The organism is Ferruginibacter sp. SUN002, from assembly GCF_050611725.1.
Lineage (GTDB): Bacteria > Bacteroidota > Bacteroidia > Chitinophagales > Chitinophagaceae > Ferruginibacter.
This window is the reverse complement of record NZ_JBODJB010000001.1, coordinates 1,813,594-1,832,213: the sequence shown is the minus strand read 5'-3', so window position 1 is coordinate 1,832,213 and position 18,620 is coordinate 1,813,594. Positions and strand designations below refer to the sequence as shown.

The window sequence follows — 18,620 nt, the reverse complement described above, 5'->3', positions numbered from 1 at the left end:
TCATTGGGGGCTTTTTATTTTGAGCTCAATTATTGAAGTTCACCTACCACTTTATTGATCTTCAGTATTACGCTATCTAATTCCTGTAATAGTTCTTCAGTTTGTCCGTCTTCAATCATTTTTAGTCGAATTCCAAGTTCTTCTTTTCGATACCCAACATATTCCAGCAGTTTATCGGCTTTTTTATGCATTGAAGGCGATATTTTATAATTCTTTGTTGCTTTAAGTCGTAAATCAATGGCATCCCAGGCAGGATAACAAACAGTATTGATCGTATTCTTCAATTCGCCATTCGTTATAGTTGTATCTGCCAATGGATTAATTGCAAGCTCTTCCTTTTCTGTCAATTCAATCAACACTTGATTAAATTTTTCATGATCTGCATACTTTGAATCTGAAATAAAAGCCTCTTCTGCACTCCTATCTTTTGCCGAAACTTTATGCATTTGTAAGAATTGATAACTTATTCCAAGAGTAAGTATTATCACCAATGGCATTATCCAATTTAATTCCTGTTGTTGCTCACCCCTTTCTTTTTTTATTCCGTATGCATAAATATAACCCACAATAAAACCGCTAATTAAACCGCCAATATGTGCCGCATTATCTACACCACCTTTCATTCCATAAGCTAGATTGTAAACAATGAAAATACCAATACTTTGCAACAACGCTTTTCTAACAGATGAAGGAATAAGATTGGTAGTAAGCAACGCCAAAAACAATCCGTACATACCAAAAATTGCGCCTGATGCTCCGGCACTATTTACACCTTCCTTATGCCACCAGACACTAACCACGCTTGCAAGCACACCTGTACACAAATAAGCAGTTATATATTTTGCTTTGCCCAGCATGGGCTCTAAATAAATACCGATAGAATACAAACTATACATATTCATCAATAAATGGATGACCCCGAAATGCAAAAAAGTATTGGTTAGTAAACGCCACCAATCACCACTTAAGGTAAGCGGAGTAAAATTACTTCCCCAAGCAACATGCACTAAACTATCAGCTTCAAAAATGCCGGCACCATTTACCGCCATCAAAATAAATATCAAAATATTAATAGCTATGATAGTATAGGTAACGTACAAATTGCTTCCCGATAAATTCATGGCTTTATCAATTTCAGCAGCATTGGCTTCTTCTTCCTCGGCTACTTTTACCGTTAACCCTCTCAACTCATTGATAGCAGCAATATTCTCCTGAATTGTTGCAGCACCGGTTGTATTTTTGGCGGCTTCAAAAGCAGCTAAGAACGCCGCAATATTCTTTTTATTCTTTCCGCCGATATCGAATGACTCGCCGTGTACCATTTCACTACTAACGGTTAAGGTTGTACCATTACTTTCAATCAGTATCAATTGAGGGTAGTTATTCCATTTTTTGATGGTACCTGCCGAAAGTTTTTCCTCCCCGGCATAATGCACCGTCCAACCTAGATTTTTAATAGCCTGATAACTGATCGCTAATATTGTTTCTTTATCAGTATCACTAACGGTTATGGTTTGCTCTTGCTTTGGCATACTGTTTTTTTGCTAAGGTGCATTGTTTTTAAGGAATGTGCAAGTTTTAATTGTTGAATTCAGTAGCAATTAAAACCAATTAGGCACATCGACAGATATACGAAGGTCTTTTCTTTTTAACCCTTTTTTTATTTTGGCATAACTAATTCGTCTACTAGACCCTCTTACTCTATAAACCAAACGACCTCTATCTGTTTCAGGGATTAATTCATTAACAGTAGGATTAAGTATATAAACCTGTTTCCAATTTACCAAGCCAATATTTAATTTTTCATTTACCAATCTCAATTTTATTTCTTGCACCATTTTTGATTGAAAATTAGCTCTTTTTGGTGCAAGGATGTGCGTATATTTGAGAGTTATGGGCAATGCTCGACAGGCATTCTGCATTAAAAGGTATTTTGATTATGGATCAAAAAGATATATTCCTAAAAGAAGCTGAAGATTTCAAGCCAGAAATGCAACGCTATCTTGAGTGTATGGATGAAATCAAAACTCGTTGGCTATACATCCATGACTTAATCAAGGATCGCTATCCAAAATCTGATATAGAATTTATTTGCCTCAACTTTCGAATGATTGTAGAATCGCTATTACTTGCGAATCTGTCATCACATGAGGGATATTACTATAAGACACTTCATGACTTAGCAGGGATGTGGAATATTCATGAAATTTTAAAAACAATTCAACATGTAAACCCTGATTATTATCCGATAGCATTAAAGACTGAAAAAACAAAAATTCCAGATCGTTCAGATGCAGCAGGATATATACATTTTGAAAAAGCGGCTTTAAGTAAAGATGATTTAATGAATATTCACAGTCTTTGTAGCGAATACCTTCATCCACAAAATCCATTTGCTATTGCAAAGGATTATTCAATATGCCAGCAATTTAGAGAATGGTTGGAAAAAATTAAAAGTTTGCTTAAATATCATTCTATAAAGTTAGCCGGAGGAGGAAATCGAAGCCTAATGATTAAGATTGATTTTGATTCACCATTTGGAACTGCTGGAGATATTCAGGTAGGTTATATGAAGCAAAGAAACTGAACTCACACTGCCCATAACATGGGGTTTTAAGCAAGTTGGGCTTGACAAACTTAACTTCAGCCAACTGCAAAGCCGGTCTTCAGTTCGGGCTGGACAAACATCGCAGATCATTAGTTCTTAACTTCAACAAATATTTTCAATCAGCAGCGGCCCGGGCAGACGGGATTCTAATTCCCAACCTGCATAAAGCCCTGCTCGTTGGTGGCAATTAATTCTAGCAGTAAAATCACATGAACAATTCTGACCTATACCTGACAGACGAAAAGAAGATAACTTACATGTCTGACTTTGAAAAACTGCTTAGCCTAACTAACTCAAACTTCTGGGACATAGATACTGGAATTAAGGAGACAATCATTCATATCAATAAATATCCTGCTTACCAGACTCTGTATTCAAAAAAATTTGAACCAAGTCCTGACAGTTTGAATTTAGGCGGAGAAAGCTATTTAGAAATTGCCGCTAAACTGGACTCATGGACAGACTTGTTTAACATTCTACAGAAAATAAAAAGTTGCGTGACATGCTTAAATTCAACAGCAGAAATCAATGAATGTGAACCGCACGACAATTACAATTTAAATTCAGATTCCTCTATTGATATTGGATGCATTAAAGACCCCGACTATTTCAGAGTAAAATATTTTAGAATAAGCATTGAATCATCAGATTTAAATTGTCATGACAAATTTTGGGAATGCATTGCGACTAATTTCAAAAGTTAACTTTAACTGCGACCAACAAACGGTTTTGGGCAAGCGTGGCTGGATAAACTAATTTCAGCTAATTGCGTCTCGTCCTGAAATAAGTTGTCTAAAAAACAACCAAAAATGGATCAAAAAGAACCTATCATTCAGGAGTACCTAAAACATAGACCCCACCAAGTCATCCCTCCATCTCACCAACTCAATCATTTCTTCATTTTCATTTCGGAATAGGTTTGTGTTCTAAAACCAACAAAATGAAAAAAATAACATTCACTATTCTGCTTCTCAATCTTGGTCTAATTGTATTTGGACAAATAAGCGGCAATCATGTATTCTCGGAATACAACAACAATAATTACAACAGCAGAGAGCTTAATTATCAAAACAAGTTTAACAAACTGTACCTAAACGACAGCTCCTTTTTAGTTGAAGCCAAAGTTGTAAAAAATGTAAAAGCGGATGCTTATGTTGCTGTGTTCGGGCTCAGTCAGGAAGCAACAACTGTTACCGGAGCAAATACTTCAATCAATGAGAGAATTAAAAACTTCATCAACAACCTAAAAAAGCTCGGCATTAAAAACGAGGATATATACACCGATCTTTTAACACAATACAAAGTATACGATTTTAAAAAACTCGGCAACAGTTATGAAGAATACATGAAAGGTTTTGAGTTGAGCAAAAATGTGCTCATCAAATATTCAAAGCCGGAGCAAATTGAACAAATGCTTACTGTTGCGTCGCAAGACAGTATTTTCGATCTGGTAAAAGTTGACTATATCATCAATGATATTTCAAAAGTTTATGATGAACTTTTTTTATCCGCAACAGAAGTCATTAAGAAAAAGAAACAAATGTATGTCAACCTAACAGATATGAAACTAAAGCCTGCCGCTCAAATTTACGGAGAGAACTTTGCAAGCTACTACCCCTCTGATCTCTACAAAAGTTATAAAGCATTTACACAAAACTATTATGAAAATTATTACTGGCTAAGAGATAATGAAACAAAGCGTTTACATAAATTTCAAACATATTACTACGATGAAATTAATTACTCCGGATTTGACAAGGTAATCAATCCTGTTATTTTAGAACCAACTATTCAGGTTGCTTTAACCATACAACTTAAATACGACATTCAAAAATAGGTGCCATTAGGTACAGAAATGCAACCATTATAAGTGCGTGGCATTTCTGTACCATTTTAAAATTATTTTTTGTAAGTAATCTCCAGGCTTGGTCGTTTTGTAACATCACTGTATTCGCTGCTTAAAAAACCAATAGAACGATAAGTTTGCTCTGTTTGAAGCCTTAAACTAAACCCGTAGTTTTCGGTGGTCCGCATATCTTTGATCAAACTTGTAACATCAAAATTGATCACATTATAATTCCATTGCGATGTAGATATTGGTAAAGCGATCTCTCCTTCTCTTGTTACTCTTGGCTGGTTATTCCATGTTACTGTATTTTCTTTCCACTCATCAATAACTCTTTGCAGTACTACAATGTTATCTCCTTTATTCCCTTGCGGCATTGCAAATGATTGAAAGTTTTCGGGATAGCCATACAAGGAAAGCTTTGCAGACAATATCTCACTTTTTTTAGGGATCGACTTCAACGAAAATCTGATCAAAGCCCTGCCTGTAACAGGGAATCCATAAACCGTCCATGAAAAGATGGGCAATTCATTTGCCTCGCCGGTATTAGCATCAAATGTTGATGGCGTTCCTTCATTATAATCAAGATGTGCATCTATTACATCTGCCTGATCTCTCAACACGATGGTTTTAATTTTATTTTGATTGCAGCCTTCTCTAGTAGTTGCACTAACGGTGATTATAGAAAAAGCAATAACAGCGAAACTTAATCTTATTCTCATAAATTGGTTTAATGCAATAAAATTAATTAAAGAGAATATATTCACTACCAAAAAAGGTAAATTATATTTGATATCTAAAATAATTACCATGGCAAGAGTTTCAACGTATTTGAATTTCCCTCGTAATACAGAAGAAGCATTTAATTTTTACAGATCTGTTTTTGGTGGGGAATTTGGCGGCATGGGGGTTGCCCGTTTTAAAGATATTCCGCCACAAGAAGGGATGCCTAGCATATCCGAAGCAGATAAAGATCTGATCATGCACATAGAACTGCCTATTGTTGGCGGACATGTATTAATGGGTACCGATGCTCCCGAATCATTTGGTTTCAATGTTAATATTGGCAATAATGTCCACATCAATCTTGAACCGGATACAAGAGCAGAAACTAAAAAATTATTTGATGCCCTATCTGCCGGAGGTAAAATAACAATGGAATTGGCAGATGCATTTTGGGGCGCATATTATGGAAGTTGTACAGATAAATTTGGTGTACAATGGATGTTCAATTGTAACGGACAATAAAAAATTATAACATAATTATTTAATGGCGATATCAAAAAAAGGTTATCCCCATTTTACTTTTATTTGAATTTGATTTTATGCATCTTTTTATATAGCATTGCATTTTAAATAACCACTTAACAACAAAACATGGAACAACAACAAAATGCACAACCGCAATCAACTACTTACAAAACTTTTGGTATCATCAGTTTGATACTAGGTATTGTTGCTTTTCTTTTTTCTTTTATCCCTTGTCTGGGTATGTATGCAATATTCCCGGGTATTTTGGGAATTGTTTTAGGCGTTATTGGCTTTGTAATGGCTAATAAGGTAAACGGTGCTAAAGGCATGGTAATTGCCGGAATTGTTTTATCTGTTCTTGGCACTGCTGTTGCATATTTCCAATATAGCAAACTTAAAGGTGCTGTTAAAGAAGTAGATAGCATTTTAAAAGACAGCAGCAAAATGAACGATCTCAAAAATTCAATAAAAGCATTGGATTCTACAATGAAAGAATTGGATTCAATCAAATAATTAATAGCAATTGAATAATAATCGTATTTATTTTTTATTCAATTGCATTTGGGCCGGCATAATAATATTACTATTATTTTATGCCGGCTTTTTTGCGTACAGCAATCATGCTGTAAATTGTGTTTACAGGCAAGCCACAGGCTTAGATTGCCCTACCTGTGGACTAACAAGATCTTTCCATCACCTTTTAATCGGGAATATAAAAGAAGCTACTCAACTCAATGGCCTATCGTTACAGCTATTTGCTTTTTTTGTACTACAGCTTATTGGCAGATTAGTATTAATCATTTTATTTATACGACAAAAAAAATATCCAACATATTGTAATACGTTGGATATTATCTCATCGATCATTGTATTTGTTATCTGCTTTTTCCCGCTGATAACTGATATTTTCAAGTAGTGATCAATTCACTCCATCTACCGCCATTTCTTTATTTACCTTTTGTACCAGACCTTGTAACACTTTACCAGGACCAACTTCTGTAAAACGAGTAGCCCCATCAGCAATCATGTTTTGAACAGTTTGTGTCCACCTAACCGCCCCTGTTAGTTGTATGATCAGGTTTTTCTTTATTTCATCCGGACTAGTTACCGCAGCTGCAATCACATTTTGATATACGGGGCAAGATGGTGTATTGAATTGGGTAGCTTCAATTGCTGCAGACAATTCTTCCTGTGCAGGCAACATCAACGGAGAGTGAAAAGCCCCCCCTACCGGTAATACCAATGCTCTTTTTGCCCCGGCTGCTTTCATACGTTCACAAGCTATTTCAATTCCTTTTAAAGATCCGCTGATCACTAACTGTCCGGGGCAATTGTAATTTGCTGCTACAACTACTTCTCCTGTTTCGTTTTGCACAGCAGTACAAATTTCTTCCACTTTATCATCTGCCAAAGCCAATACAGCTGCCATGGTAGATGGATTGATCTCACAAGCTCTTTGCATTGCTTTAGCTCTCACTGCTACTAAACGCAATGCATCTTCAAAACTCAATGTATTGTTGGCTACCAATGCACTGAACTCACCAAGCGAATGCCCGGCAACCATATCCGGTTTTGCATCAGCAATAGTTTTATATGCTATAACTGAATGTAAGAAAACTGCCGGTTGTGTAACATTTGTTTGCTTTAGTTCTTCATCAGTTCCTGAAAACATGATATCAGAAATTCTGAAACCTAAGATTTCATTGGCCTGCTCAAATAATTCGTTGGCAAGTGTATTTGAATCGTATAAATTTTTCCCCATACCGGAAAACTGAGAACCTTGTCCCGGAAAAATAAAAGCATGTTTCATTGGTAAGTGTATCGTTTATGTTAAGTATAAAAAAATTAGCTCAATCTGGCTGTAACCAGTTTCATGAATTCGCTACGGGTAGTATTTTTTTCAAACTCTCCGCTGAAAGCAGAAGTAGTTGTAAGCGAATTTTGTTTTTGAACCCCCCTCATCATCATACATAAATGCTGTGCTTCAATTACAACAGCCACTCCATGTGGATTCAAGGCATCATCAATAGCGTGCAATATTTGTGTTGTAAGTCGTTCCTGCACTTGCAATCTTCTTGCAAAAACATCTACCACACGGGCAATTTTACTCAAACCTGTTATATAACCATTAGGAATATACGCAACATGGGCTTTGCCGATAAATGGCAACATATGATGTTCGCACATACTGTATATCTCAATATCCTTAACGATCACCATTTCACTTACTTCTTCATGAAATTTGGCTGAATTTAAAATAGCAACAGCATCTTGCTGGTATCCCTGGGTCATGAATTGCATTGCTTTAGCAATACGTTCCGGTGTTTTTAAAAGCCCTTCTCTGTCTACATCTTCGCCTAACGACTGAATGATCGATTTATAATTAGCAGACAGATCCAGCGTAGCTTTTTCGTCGTATTGCTCGGTTTTTTTGTAAGCCATTTTTGAGTTATGAATTATAAATTATGAGTGATGAATTAGCCTCCATAATATTCTACATATATCCTAGGTGTTTCCATCAATTTAACACAATGCAATTCCACACCTTCTGCTTTCAAAACCGGTTGCAATTGTTTCCAGATATTGACTGTTAGGTTCTCTGCTGTACTAAACTGACCTTGCATGAATTCAACATCAATATTAAGATTTCTGTGATCGATCTTATCGCACACATATTCTTTTATGATAATACTTAGTCGCTTTGCATTAAATATAAACCCGGTTTCCTTTTGCATTTCACCCTTGATTGTCACATGAATCTCATAATTATGCCCATGCCAGTTCTCGTTTGCACATTTTCCGAAAATTTCTTTATTTTTCTCTGCCGTCCAATCGGGGTTCCATAGTTTGTGGGCCGCATTAAAATGTTCTACCCTTGTTAAATATACCATTGCAGTTTTATTTTTGCAAAGGTAACATTTAACCTTTAAAGGTTAAATAACAGGAATTAATTAAAAAAGGTTCATTTTTACAGCATGAATATCTTAGTAATTGCCGCTACAACCCATGAATTAGCATTCAAACGTTCGGTAAATGTAGAAACACTGATTACCGGAGTTGGAATACCGGCCACTATCTATCATTTACAAAAAAAGCTGCAACAAAATTCGTATAAGTTTGTAATACAGGCAGGCATTGCCGGGGCATTTTCCAATGAATTTAATTTAGGTCAAACCGTATTAGTTAAACAGGACTGTTTTGGAGATCTGGGAACAGAAGAAAAAGGACTATTTAATACAATTTTTGAAGCAGGCCTTGAAGATAAAAACACTCTCCCCTATAAAAATGGCTGGCTTTATAATAATAATGACCTTTTAAAGAATTCGGAATTGGAATTAGTAAAGGCTGTTACCATTAATAAGGTTAGCGATAGTGTTTTGCAAAAACAACAACTCCTACAAACATATAACCCTGAAATTGAAACAATGGAAGGTGCAGCTTTTCATTATGTTTGTTTGCAGGAGAACATTCCGTTTGTACAAATTAGAAGCATTAGTAATTATGTTGGAGAAAGAGATAAAAGTAAATGGAAAATGGCAGATGCGATCTCCTCATTGAGTACTGAAATTGAATTACTGATAAAAGAACTATCATGAAGTTAAGTTTAGGATTTTCTCCTTGCCCCAACGATACATTCATTTTTGACGCATTGGTAAATAACAAGATAGATACTGATGGATTAGAATTTGATGTTAAGCTGGAAGATGTGCAAACACTTAACCAATGGGCCATTGACGGAAGATTAGACGTTACTAAACTCAGCTACGGCGTTTTACCTTTGGTGTTAGACAGATATTTATTACTCAATAGCGGTAGTGCATTAGGCAAAGGTGTTGGACCATTATTAATTACAAATGAAGAATTAAGAATTAACAATGTAGAAGATCATGTCATCGCTATTCCCGGAGAAAATACTACCGCACATCTATTGTTCTCATTGGCATATCCCAAAGCCGGGAACAAGATTTTTTTAAGATATGATCAAATAGAAAATTTTGTTTTAGAGAATAAAGGCTTGGGAGTGATCATTCATGAAAATCGCTTTACATACGAAGATAAAGGGTTGAAAAAAATAATTGACCTTGGAGATCTCTGGGAGCAGCAAACCGGCAACTCCATTCCACTTGGTGGGATAGTAATCGATAAAAAAATAGATGACACTATCAAACACAAAATAGATAGCCTTATCAGAAAAAGTATCGAATACGCCTATACGAAGTATCCTGAACTAAATGATTATATACGCAAACACTCTCAAGAAATGAGTGAAACAGTTATGCGAAAGCATATAGATCTATATGTAAATAAATATTCTATTAATTTAGGAACAGAAGGGATTGCCGCTATAAAAAAACTATTGTCTGTTTACAACCAATTACATCCTGAGCAAACTCTTTCAACTGAACATTTTTATTTGGGCAACCAATTGTAATTTAGTTGCATGAAAACTTTTTTGTTCTCCCTCAGCCTTATTTTTGGAAGCTGTACTTCATTAACAGCTCAATATAGTGATACAACTATATCGGGTATTCCTATTCAATTTAAATACGATAGCAATATTTTCCCAGCATTTTGGCGTGAAAAAGAAATCAATGCCACCGGTACTGAAATTTCTGTAGAAGAAATTCCCAGATCGAAACAGAGCATGATCGAAGCATTAAATAAATACCCAATCTCATTATTAACGAACAATTTGCGTCATGTATATTTTCTCAAAGACATGTCATTTTACAATGTAAGTTTCGGCGGTACCAATTCAATTACCAACTTATATATTACCAATGACGGCATTAGTTATGGTTTCACCAATACTTATATCGAACAAACTTTTCATCATGAATTTTCGAGTATTTTGATGCGTAATTATATTTCGAAATTAGATACTGCAGCGTGGAATGCGGCTAATGCTCCCGGTATCGTTTACACTGATGAGCAAGGTGGTGTAGGTGCTATTGCCAACGGAGAATCATCGCAAGACATTGATACAGCTTTATGCAGGCGGGGCATTCTTACAAAATATGCTTTATCAGCAATGGAAAACGACCTTAATACTTTGGCGCAAAATATCTTTAAACCCGATGAAGGCTTTTGGAATATAGTAGATACTTATCCAAGGATAAGAAAAAAAGTAAACTTACTGATCGATTTTTATCATAAACTTGACCCGGTTTTTACGAAATCGTATTTCAGAAAACTCAAGTAATACCGGCATCTTTTTTTAATGCACTTCCATAAACCTCCAGTGCTCGTTTTCTTGCAAACTCATGTTCAACAATAGGTTTAGGATAGTTGAATTCCTGAAACTCAGGCACCCATTTTTTTATGTAGGTTAATTGCGGATCGAATTTTTGTGTTTGCAAATACGGGTTGAACACACGAAAGTACGGTGCAGCATCGCAACCACAACCTGCTGCCCATTGCCAGCCACCATTATTGGCTGCAAAATCAAAATCTAAAAGTTTTTGTGCAAAATACGCTTCCCCAAGACGCCAGTCTAATAACAAATGTTTACTTAAGAATGAGGCCACTATCATGCGTACACGATTATGCATAAACCCGGTCGCATTCAATTCCCTCATACCTGCATCAACAATCGGATAACCGGTTTGCCCCTCACACCATTTAATAAATTCGCCTTCATCCCTCTTCCACTCTATTGTATCATAGTCTGACTTAAACGCCTTACCCATTGAAACTTTTGGAAAATGCCATAGTATCATTTGATAAAATTCCCTCCATATCAATTCATTTAAATATGTTTCATTCAAAGTGATCGCCTGCGCTACAATTTGTCTGATGCTAACGGTACCAAACCGCAAGTGCACTCCAAGTTTTGATGTACCTGCTATGCCCGGAAAATCTCTTTGAGCAGAATACTTTTTAACTAGCTCTTCATCTAATTCTTTTGAAGGAAATATTGTTGTTGAAGATGTTGCAAAACCAATTTCATTCATTGAAGGAATATCAACCGGAGATTGTCTATATAAATTATTAAAATATTTTTCTACGGGATATGACCTGAAATAAAACTCTTTCAATTTTGCTTTCCATTTCTTACTGTATGGTGTAAATACAGTGTACGGACTACCATCATCTTTCAGCACTTCGTCTTTTTCAAAAATAACCTGGTCTTTAAACGAGTGAAAAGCGGTTCCATTTTCTTTTAAAAGCAAGGATATATCTTCATCTCTTTCTTTCGCATACAATTCATAGTCGTGATTGGTAAAAACTTTATTGATGGTATATTTTTTGAGCAAAGTCTTAAATGCTTCAACGGGTGTTGAGTGAAATATTTCAAGCGTAGAGCCCAATTTGACAAGCTGCTCCTGCATTTCGAGCAATGCAGCATGAATAAAAGCTATTCTTTTATCACTTTTGTCTTCAAGCTTGTTCAAAATATTTTTATCGAAGATAAAAAGGGGCAGTACGGGAAGCCCATCTCTAAGAGCATGATAGAGTGCGGCGTTATCATTTAACCGCAAATCTCTCCGAAACCAACATACATTAATTGTTTGCATATAAGCGTAAGAACAAAGTTTCTATGAAAAGGTTGAAGAAAGAGCTGCATATATTTTGGAGATATTTGTGCAGTGAAATATGTTATCATCTACCTGTTTTATCCAACGCATATTATAAATGGAGTTGGTAATAAAGATTTCATCGGCCTGCAATAATTCATCTTTTGTTATTGACTTCTCCTCTACCTCCCAATCATTTCTTTTCAATTCTTTTATGAGATGATTTCTCATAATGCCATTTATACAACCTTCGTTTACTGAAGGGGTAAAAATCTTATCATCCTTGATGATAAAAATATTTGCGATGGTAGTCTCACAAATTCTGCCAAAATTATTTAGAATGATTGCGTCGTTCCATTTAAACTGCTTCGCCTTCAGCGATGCAAGTATCGATGGCAGATAATTATTATGCTTAATGCTACTAATGCTATCACAATTTTTTTGTACCTCAGTATAGATACCTGCGATCAATCCATTACTATTTAATGCGCCATTATTTTCCTGCAACTCCCATGTTTGTATAATATAATTTGGAGTATGATTTTCTGCATCGTTTACACCACCATTACCTCTAAATACATTTAACCTGACCCTTACTATATGAGTGTGTTTGTTTTTATTCGCCAGTGCCAATATTTCCGTTTCTAAATTTTCGGGGGTAAAATGTTTGGGTACTTCAAATTGCAGCAATTTCAATCCTTTCCATAATCGGGCAAAGTGGTCATCTGAGAATAAAATCCTGTTATTGATTATTTTGAATGTTTCAAACAAACCATCACCATAACGCAAAGCTCTGTTATCTGGACCGATAACAAAACTGCCTTCGTCAAATACCTTTCCGTTATAGTTAAAAAAATTGCCCATCGATAATATCAATGGGCAAATGTAAAATATTCCGTTTGCTTGTTTATCAGGGTTTTAAATATTTTACAATTCTTCTCCTATTAATTTATGTTTTACGGCATACATTATAAGGCCTGCCGTGTTTTTTGCTCCTGTTTTTACTTTAAGCTTATCTCTCATCGCTTCTACTGTACGTGGGCTAAGATCTACTGCTTCTGCTATTTCCTTTGTACTTTTCTCATCGCACATTAGTTTTAATATGGTAATCTCTTTGTCATTCAACTTCACATCATCCTGCATCATTTTCTGCGGTACGGTTTCATTTTTTTGTTTAAGATTAACAAGTAAAGCCTTATTGGTTAAGGAATTGAAATAATACTCCTGTTCAAAACAGGTTTTTATTGCCTCATAAATTATTTCACTATCGCTTGTTTTGCTCAGATAACTGTTTGCGCCTAGCTCCATCAACTTAGTGATCATACTATGGTCTATTACCATAGTAAGCATGATAACTTTAATATCGGGCCAGTTCTTTTTTATCTCCGGCAAGGTAGCAATACCATCCATGATCGGCATCTGAATATCAAGCAATATAACATCGGGTTGAATATTCTTAAGCAGATTTAACAGGTGCATACCATTATCTGCTTCGGCAATTATCTTAATATCTTTTGTTGCACTCAACGCAGTTTTTACACCTGCTCTGTACAATACATGATCGTCAGCGATAATTACTTTTATAGGTTCTGTATTTGTTGACATAATCGTATTCTTAACGGTTAGAAAAAGGTAAAATCACTTTTACTCATGCAAGATGAGACAATTTTCTGACCTAACGAATAGCAGAATTACCTGTTCTTTTTTATGGGAATTATACTATGAAAGAAGCAAAATAACGTGTGTCCTTTCTAAGTAGAATGCTAAATACCTATTATTCAATCAGTTTATTGCGCATTCCATACATGATCAAACCACCGATCGTCTTGGCATTCACCTTTGTTTTCATATTCTGCCGTATGGTTTCAATTGTTCTCGGGCTAAGAAAGATGGTCTTCGATATTTCTTCTGTTGTTTTATCCTGTGCCAACAATTGTAGAATTTTAATTTCCTTTTCGTTGAAGTTGACTGTTGTTGTAGTTCCGTAGTGCTGACGTACATTTTTCTTCTGAAGCAATTTTCCCATTATTGCCTTGTTCACCAATTCGTTGAAATAGAAATCGTCATTCATGCAAGTAAGAATAGCCTCGTAGATTTCTTCGGGATCGGTAGTTTTTGTAAGGTAGGCATTGGCTCCCATTTCCATCATCTTGCTGATCATTTGTTGATCGTCGTACATGGTAAGAACAATGATCTTAAGGTCTTCATAGGCTTTTCGTATCAATTCTATTGCGTTAATGCCATCTATCTCGGGCATTCTGATATCCATTAAAAGCACATCTGGTTTCTTAATTTCGATCTTGTGCATCATATCCTTGCCATCTTCTGCTTCCCAAAGCATTTTGAGGTCGTTTTTACCGGATAGTGCCATTTTAATTCCATCACGGAAAATTTTGTGATCGTCAGCAATCGCAATTTTAATTAAGTTTTCGGTTGACATTGAATTTGCAGGTTTTTGATTGGTTAGTTATTCGAATAAGATTTATAAGATTTAGGTTACAAAACTACTGTTAAATTAGTGTATTTTATCGTGATTATTGGGTTATTACCGCAAAACTTTACCATCAGAGGCTTCCCAAGTGCCTGCTGAGGTATAAATTATCGTAAAACTACGATAGTAGTTTTCCTATAAAACATCCTCAGCTTTTGCGTTTCAAACTAACCTGTTAGTAAATTAATGGTTGAAAAAATTGAGAAAATGTACTGTTGATTACAAGCTTATTGAAAGGTAACTTTATATAAGAAAGCAAGTGAAGTTCCTTTATTAAGATAGACTTTATTTTTTTCTAAAAAATTCATAAAACACAGTACTGTAAAGTGTTTTATACAAAAAACGAGACAGTCCCCGCTTTATAAAATCCTAATTTGTTAAGGTAAACCTTAACCTAAGAAACAACCTGAAAACCTCGCCAACTTAAAAGAAATTTCTTTTAAGTTGGCAAACCCCAAAAGGCATTTACTCCAAAAACCCTTCTCGATAGATTTACACAAGTTATTAACTTATCGTATAATTACTTAGTAAAAAAAGTTACACTCAATAGTAATTTTACTATTTTAAGCTGTATATTTACTTCAAATTCGATAGGGCTTTTACGAGTATTTTTGAACAAAAGCCTCATTCAGCTTGACTTATATTGATTTTTTGGCAGGTAAAATCATAAAATGACCATTGCCTAAGTAGGAGTTTCTGTGGAAGTTTACATCTGAAACTCATTCTTAAAAACCAAAAAAAATTATTAACTATGGGACACGGAGCAGCTAGAGACATCGTTGAAGTGACTTACCTAGCAAACGACTAATTAATATTTTTTGTATTTGAGGAACTGTTGTTTATTTTTACACTAAACAACTTATTATCCTTAAACTACTTGAAAATATTACTTACGTTTCTGAGGCAACCCCTCTTATCTTTTGTATTTTTCTTCGTAAGAGATTAAATACAAAAGATATGAGGGTCTTTTTTTTATTTACCTTTTTCCTTGCGCTTTTCTTAATTCTTTGCCTGACGGCGCTTGAAGTAATAGATTCTTACCCCCTTTACTACGGATTATATAGAACATTTATAGTTGTTGAATACTCCTTATTAGCTTATTTTTTTACGCTTATCATTCAGAAAAAGCAAATTAACCACTTACTGCTGGGGCTAATAGTGCTTTTTATGATTTTTAGCGCTTATGACTATATGAGCAGCGACAAAATGTATTTAAGCTTTTTACCGCAATTGATTGAATGCATTACATTTCTTTTTGTAATCGTTTATGTGTTCTATGAAAAAATGAAGACAGACCTTTCAACTCCAATATATCAATTGCCCGTATTTTGGATATCGATTGCATTTTTGATCTATTTTTCTGGCAACTTTTTTCTCTTTTTATATTCAAAAAATTCAATTCAGAACAACGACTTTAAAATATGGTATCATATTATTTATGGCTCGGTAACCATCATAAAAAATATGCTGTTATGCGTTGGCATTTATCAAACAAAATTTATAACAATCCCAATAACCTCATCCGATCAATTTGTAAACCTAGACTTAGACCCATTTAACCCAACAGACAAACTGAAGAAAGTATGATTTTTCTACAAACCACAACAAATGCTCCGGGTGTTAATTATGTGATGCTATTAGGCACAGCAGTAATGCTTTGTCTGGTTTTGGGCATTGTGTTTTTTGTGATCCTACATCAAAGAAAAGTTATCAGGTTTAACAGCCAACTTAAAAAACTCGAGGATGATAAACAGCAGATACTATTGAACGCATCTATCAAATTTCAGGAAGAAGAGCGTAACCGTATTGCTGCCGATCTGCATGATGATGTTGGGCCATTGCTTGCAACTGCACGTTTATATCTAAACGAAAATCTTATCAACTTAGACCCTGCCTCACAATTGCAATCTATTTTTAGTGCAAAACAGATTATTGATGATGCCATACAATTAATTCGAAATATCAGTCATAGTATGATGCCTCCTACTTTGAAGAATTTTGGATTGGAGAATGCCATTGGTGATCTGTTTCAAAAGATCAATGGTAGTGGCAGCATTAATGCCAGCAGTCGTTTTCACGATTATCGCACAAGACTTAAATTAGAGCAGGAGTTACTTATTTTCAGAATTGTTCAGGAATTAATCAACAACATTATCAAGCATAGTAATGCAGGATTTATACATCTTACACAAAATGCTAATGCAACACATACTTATCTTAGATTGCACCATGATGGACAAGGTATTGTTCAAACAGAATTCGACAGATTAAACCAATATTCAACCGGACTCGGTTTAAAAAATATAGCCAGTAGAATTAAAGTACTGAATGGCCGTATCTTTTTTGAGATCGATCCTAGTCATACCTATTATAAAGTAACGTTGGAAATTCCGAAAGAATCCACACTTTAATACCACTTATACATTTCCAGTAAAATAGAGTTAGCAAAGAACTATTTTTGTGTAACTTTAACCTATTACAAAACCATTATGGAGATAATCAAAGTAGCCATAGCAGATGACCATAAACTCTTCAGAAAGGGAGTTATACTTTCCATGAGGTCCTATACCAATATCCAATTTGTATTAGAAGCCGAAAATGGCAGTGAACTGCTTGAAAAAATACCTGAAGCTGATCCAGACATCATTTTATGTGACCTTAAAATGCCCGTGAAAGACGGCATAGAAGTAACCAAACAATTAGCAAAAACACATCCACACATAAGAGTACTGATTCTTACTATGTACGAAGACGAACACTTCATCGGCCATTTAATGGATTGTGGCGCTGCAGGTTATTTACTAAAAAACACTGATTCCACTGAGATCAAAAAAGCAATCATGGATGTTAAACGTACAGGTTATTACCTGAGTTCGTTTGTGAACAGGGTTTTAGTAAAGAAAAATTACAGCAAACAAAAATTCAATGCTAATCTGAATTCCGAAATTGTTATCAGTGAAAAAGAAAAAGAAGTGATCACATTAGTGTGTATGGAGTTCACAGCAACAGAAATAGCTCAGAAAATGAATATCAGTGCCAGAACAGTAGAGGCCATCAAAGATAGATTAATGGAACGTTTTGGCGTTAAAAACTCTGTTGGATTGGTGTTTTATGCAATGAAGCACCAGTTGATCGAGTAGTTTTAGGTTTGAAGTTTAAAGTTGGAGGTTTTTTATATCGCACAAGTTCTTTTTCCAACATCCAACTAAAACAATCCGAATAATTTACTATCAATGGTTGTGATGATCTTACCCAGATCTTCTTCATTATCCGCAAATTTATTGGTATCTGCATCAACAATCAGTAGTTGACCTTCTTTATAATTATCGATCCAGTTATTGTAATAATCGTTTAGTTTTTTCAGATAATCTAATCTGATATTCTCTTCATACTCCCTACCTCTTTTTTGTATTTGTGCAACCAATGTTGGTACAGATGCTTTCAGATAGATCAAGAGATCCGGAGGTTGTACCATAGATTTCAATGTTTCAAAAAAACGATAGTAGTTATCAAAATCTCTTTTGCCCATTAAGCCCATATCATGTAGATTGGGAGCAAAAATATTAGCATCTTCATAAATTGTTCTATCCTGAATAACGGTTTCGGTACCACGATGTATATCGAGCAATTGATTAAGGCGACTGTTCAAAAAGAATATCTGAAGATTAAAACTCCATCTCGGCATATCTTCGTAAAAGTCGTTCAGATAAGGGTTGTGATCAACATCTTCGAATTGAGGAATCCATTTGTAATGCTTACTCAACATTTCCGTTAAAGTAGTTTTACCTGCACCGATGTTACCTGCTACTGCAATGTGTTTTGGTTTCTTTGCTTTTGCCATACCCTGTTTTGCCGACCGGCCGAGAGTTTTAGAAATTTAATATAAAATGGTGATAGTAATTCTTC

Annotated in this window: 22 protein-coding genes; 11 read left to right on the top strand and 11 right to left on the bottom strand. The window is 35.1% G+C overall.

Annotated features, from left to right (window positions below; genetic code table 11):
* Positions 1-29: 29 nt before the first annotated feature.
* Both ACQ33O_RS08240 and ACQ33O_RS08235 read right to left on the bottom strand, forming a co-directional pair.
* Positions 30-1,532 carry a rhomboid family intramembrane serine protease gene (locus ACQ33O_RS08240; protein WP_430995095.1) on the bottom strand — a complete coding sequence of 501 codons (1,503 nt, stop codon included), beginning with the start codon at positions 1,530-1,532 and terminating at the stop codon, positions 30-32.
* 69 nt (positions 1,533-1,601) lie between these two features.
* Positions 1,602-1,922 (bottom strand): hypothetical protein, encoded by a 321-nt coding sequence (locus ACQ33O_RS08235; protein ID WP_430995094.1) that lies wholly within the window; start codon positions 1,920-1,922, stop codon positions 1,602-1,604.
* Positions 1,923-1,939: 17 nt separating this feature from the next.
* Between ACQ33O_RS08235 and ACQ33O_RS08230 the strand changes: the two genes are divergently transcribed.
* From ACQ33O_RS08230 to ACQ33O_RS08220, 3 genes are all read left to right on the top strand, one after another.
* A complete protein-coding gene (locus ACQ33O_RS08230; RefSeq protein WP_430995093.1) occupies positions 1,940-2,587 on the top strand; it encodes a hypothetical protein in 648 nt (215 codons plus the stop codon).
* Between the two features lie 278 nt (positions 2,588-2,865).
* Positions 2,866-3,312 (top strand): hypothetical protein, encoded by a 447-nt coding sequence (locus tag ACQ33O_RS08225; RefSeq protein ID WP_430995092.1) that lies wholly within the window; start codon positions 2,866-2,868, stop codon positions 3,310-3,312.
* 236 nt (positions 3,313-3,548) lie between these two features.
* The gene (locus ACQ33O_RS08220) at positions 3,549-4,445 is read left to right on the top strand and encodes an SIMPL domain-containing protein (protein WP_430995091.1); all 897 of its coding nucleotides are present in this window, start codon (positions 3,549-3,551) and stop codon (positions 4,443-4,445) included.
* 62 nt (positions 4,446-4,507) lie between these two features.
* Here the strand turns inward: ACQ33O_RS08220 and ACQ33O_RS08215 are convergent, their stop codons facing one another.
* Positions 4,508-5,176, bottom strand: coding sequence for a DNRLRE domain-containing protein (locus tag ACQ33O_RS08215; protein ID WP_430995090.1), 669 nt, complete (start codon positions 5,174-5,176; stop codon positions 4,508-4,510).
* An 88-nt stretch (positions 5,177-5,264) separates the two neighbouring features.
* Between ACQ33O_RS08215 and ACQ33O_RS08210 the strand changes: the two genes are divergently transcribed.
* The 3 genes from ACQ33O_RS08210 to ACQ33O_RS08200 all read left to right on the top strand — a co-directional run bounded on the left by ACQ33O_RS08210 (position 5,265) and on the right by ACQ33O_RS08200 (position 6,621).
* Positions 5,265-5,702 carry a VOC family protein gene (locus ACQ33O_RS08210; RefSeq protein ID WP_430995089.1) on the top strand — a complete coding sequence of 146 codons (438 nt, stop codon included), beginning with the start codon at positions 5,265-5,267 and terminating at the stop codon, positions 5,700-5,702.
* Positions 5,703-5,831: 129 nt separating this feature from the next.
* Entirely contained in the window at positions 5,832-6,218 is a 387-nt protein-coding gene (locus tag ACQ33O_RS08205; RefSeq protein ID WP_430995088.1) for a DUF4190 domain-containing protein, read from the top strand.
* 10 nt (positions 6,219-6,228) lie between these two features.
* Positions 6,229-6,621 (top strand): DUF2752 domain-containing protein, encoded by a 393-nt coding sequence (locus ACQ33O_RS08200; protein WP_430995087.1) that lies wholly within the window; start codon positions 6,229-6,231, stop codon positions 6,619-6,621.
* A 3-nt stretch (positions 6,622-6,624) separates the two neighbouring features.
* Here the strand turns inward: ACQ33O_RS08200 and fabD are convergent, their stop codons facing one another.
* From fabD to ACQ33O_RS08185, 3 genes are read right to left on the bottom strand one after another with little or no spacing between them, the layout of a single operon-like run.
* The gene (gene fabD / locus ACQ33O_RS08195; protein ID WP_430995086.1) at positions 6,625-7,515 is read right to left on the bottom strand and encodes an ACP S-malonyltransferase; all 891 of its coding nucleotides are present in this window, start codon (positions 7,513-7,515) and stop codon (positions 6,625-6,627) included.
* Between the two features lie 35 nt (positions 7,516-7,550).
* Positions 7,551-8,147: a GTP cyclohydrolase I FolE gene (gene folE, locus ACQ33O_RS08190; RefSeq protein WP_430995085.1), complete on the bottom strand. Its 597-nt coding sequence runs from the start codon at positions 8,145-8,147 to the stop codon at positions 7,551-7,553.
* A 35-nt stretch (positions 8,148-8,182) separates the two neighbouring features.
* On the bottom strand, positions 8,183-8,596 hold the full coding sequence (locus ACQ33O_RS08185; RefSeq protein ID WP_430995084.1) for a 6-pyruvoyl trahydropterin synthase family protein: 414 nt from the start codon (positions 8,594-8,596) through the stop codon (positions 8,183-8,185).
* Between the two features lie 84 nt (positions 8,597-8,680).
* Between ACQ33O_RS08185 and mqnB the strand changes: the two genes are divergently transcribed.
* From mqnB to ACQ33O_RS08170, 3 genes are read left to right on the top strand one after another with little or no spacing between them, the layout of a single operon-like run.
* Positions 8,681-9,301 carry a futalosine hydrolase gene (gene mqnB / locus ACQ33O_RS08180; RefSeq protein ID WP_430995083.1) on the top strand — a complete coding sequence of 207 codons (621 nt, stop codon included), beginning with the start codon at positions 8,681-8,683 and terminating at the stop codon, positions 9,299-9,301.
* On the top strand, positions 9,298-10,137 hold the full coding sequence (locus ACQ33O_RS08175; protein WP_430995082.1) for a 1,4-dihydroxy-6-naphthoate synthase: 840 nt from the start codon (positions 9,298-9,300) through the stop codon (positions 10,135-10,137). The genes mqnB and ACQ33O_RS08175 overlap by 4 nt, the downstream gene beginning before the upstream one ends.
* Positions 10,138-10,146: 9 nt before the next feature.
* Entirely contained in the window at positions 10,147-10,908 is a 762-nt protein-coding gene (locus tag ACQ33O_RS08170) for a hypothetical protein (protein WP_430995081.1), read from the top strand.
* On the opposite strand, the gene ACQ33O_RS08165 is transcribed toward ACQ33O_RS08170, so the two are convergent.
* From ACQ33O_RS08165 to ACQ33O_RS08150, 4 genes are all read right to left on the bottom strand, one after another.
* A complete protein-coding gene (locus ACQ33O_RS08165; RefSeq protein WP_430995080.1) occupies positions 10,901-12,223 on the bottom strand; it encodes a cryptochrome/photolyase family protein in 1,323 nt (440 codons plus the stop codon). The two genes, ACQ33O_RS08170 and ACQ33O_RS08165, sit on opposite strands and share 8 nt — an antisense overlap.
* A 21-nt stretch (positions 12,224-12,244) precedes the next feature.
* Entirely contained in the window at positions 12,245-13,099 is an 855-nt protein-coding gene (locus tag ACQ33O_RS08160) for an aminotransferase class IV (protein ID WP_430995079.1), read from the bottom strand.
* Between the two features lie 51 nt (positions 13,100-13,150).
* Positions 13,151-13,828: a response regulator gene (locus ACQ33O_RS08155; RefSeq protein ID WP_430995078.1), complete on the bottom strand. Its 678-nt coding sequence runs from the start codon at positions 13,826-13,828 to the stop codon at positions 13,151-13,153.
* Positions 13,829-13,997: 169 nt separating this feature from the next.
* On the bottom strand, positions 13,998-14,663 hold the full coding sequence (locus ACQ33O_RS08150; RefSeq protein WP_430995077.1) for a response regulator: 666 nt from the start codon (positions 14,661-14,663) through the stop codon (positions 13,998-14,000).
* Positions 14,664-16,297: 1,634 nt separating this feature from the next.
* On the opposite strand from ACQ33O_RS08150, the gene ACQ33O_RS08145 reads away from it, so the two are divergent.
* Entirely contained in the window at positions 16,298-17,125 is an 828-nt protein-coding gene (locus tag ACQ33O_RS08145) for a sensor histidine kinase (protein WP_430995076.1), read from the top strand.
* Positions 17,126-17,203: 78 nt separating this feature from the next.
* Positions 17,204-17,854, top strand: coding sequence for a response regulator (locus ACQ33O_RS08140; RefSeq protein ID WP_430995075.1), 651 nt, complete (start codon positions 17,204-17,206; stop codon positions 17,852-17,854).
* A gap of 65 nt (positions 17,855-17,919) precedes the next feature.
* On the opposite strand, the gene ACQ33O_RS08135 is transcribed toward ACQ33O_RS08140, so the two are convergent.
* Positions 17,920-18,555, bottom strand: a complete 636-nt coding sequence (locus ACQ33O_RS08135) for a deoxynucleoside kinase (RefSeq protein WP_430995074.1) — start codon at positions 18,553-18,555, stop codon at positions 17,920-17,922.
* Positions 18,556-18,620 lie beyond the last annotated feature (65 nt).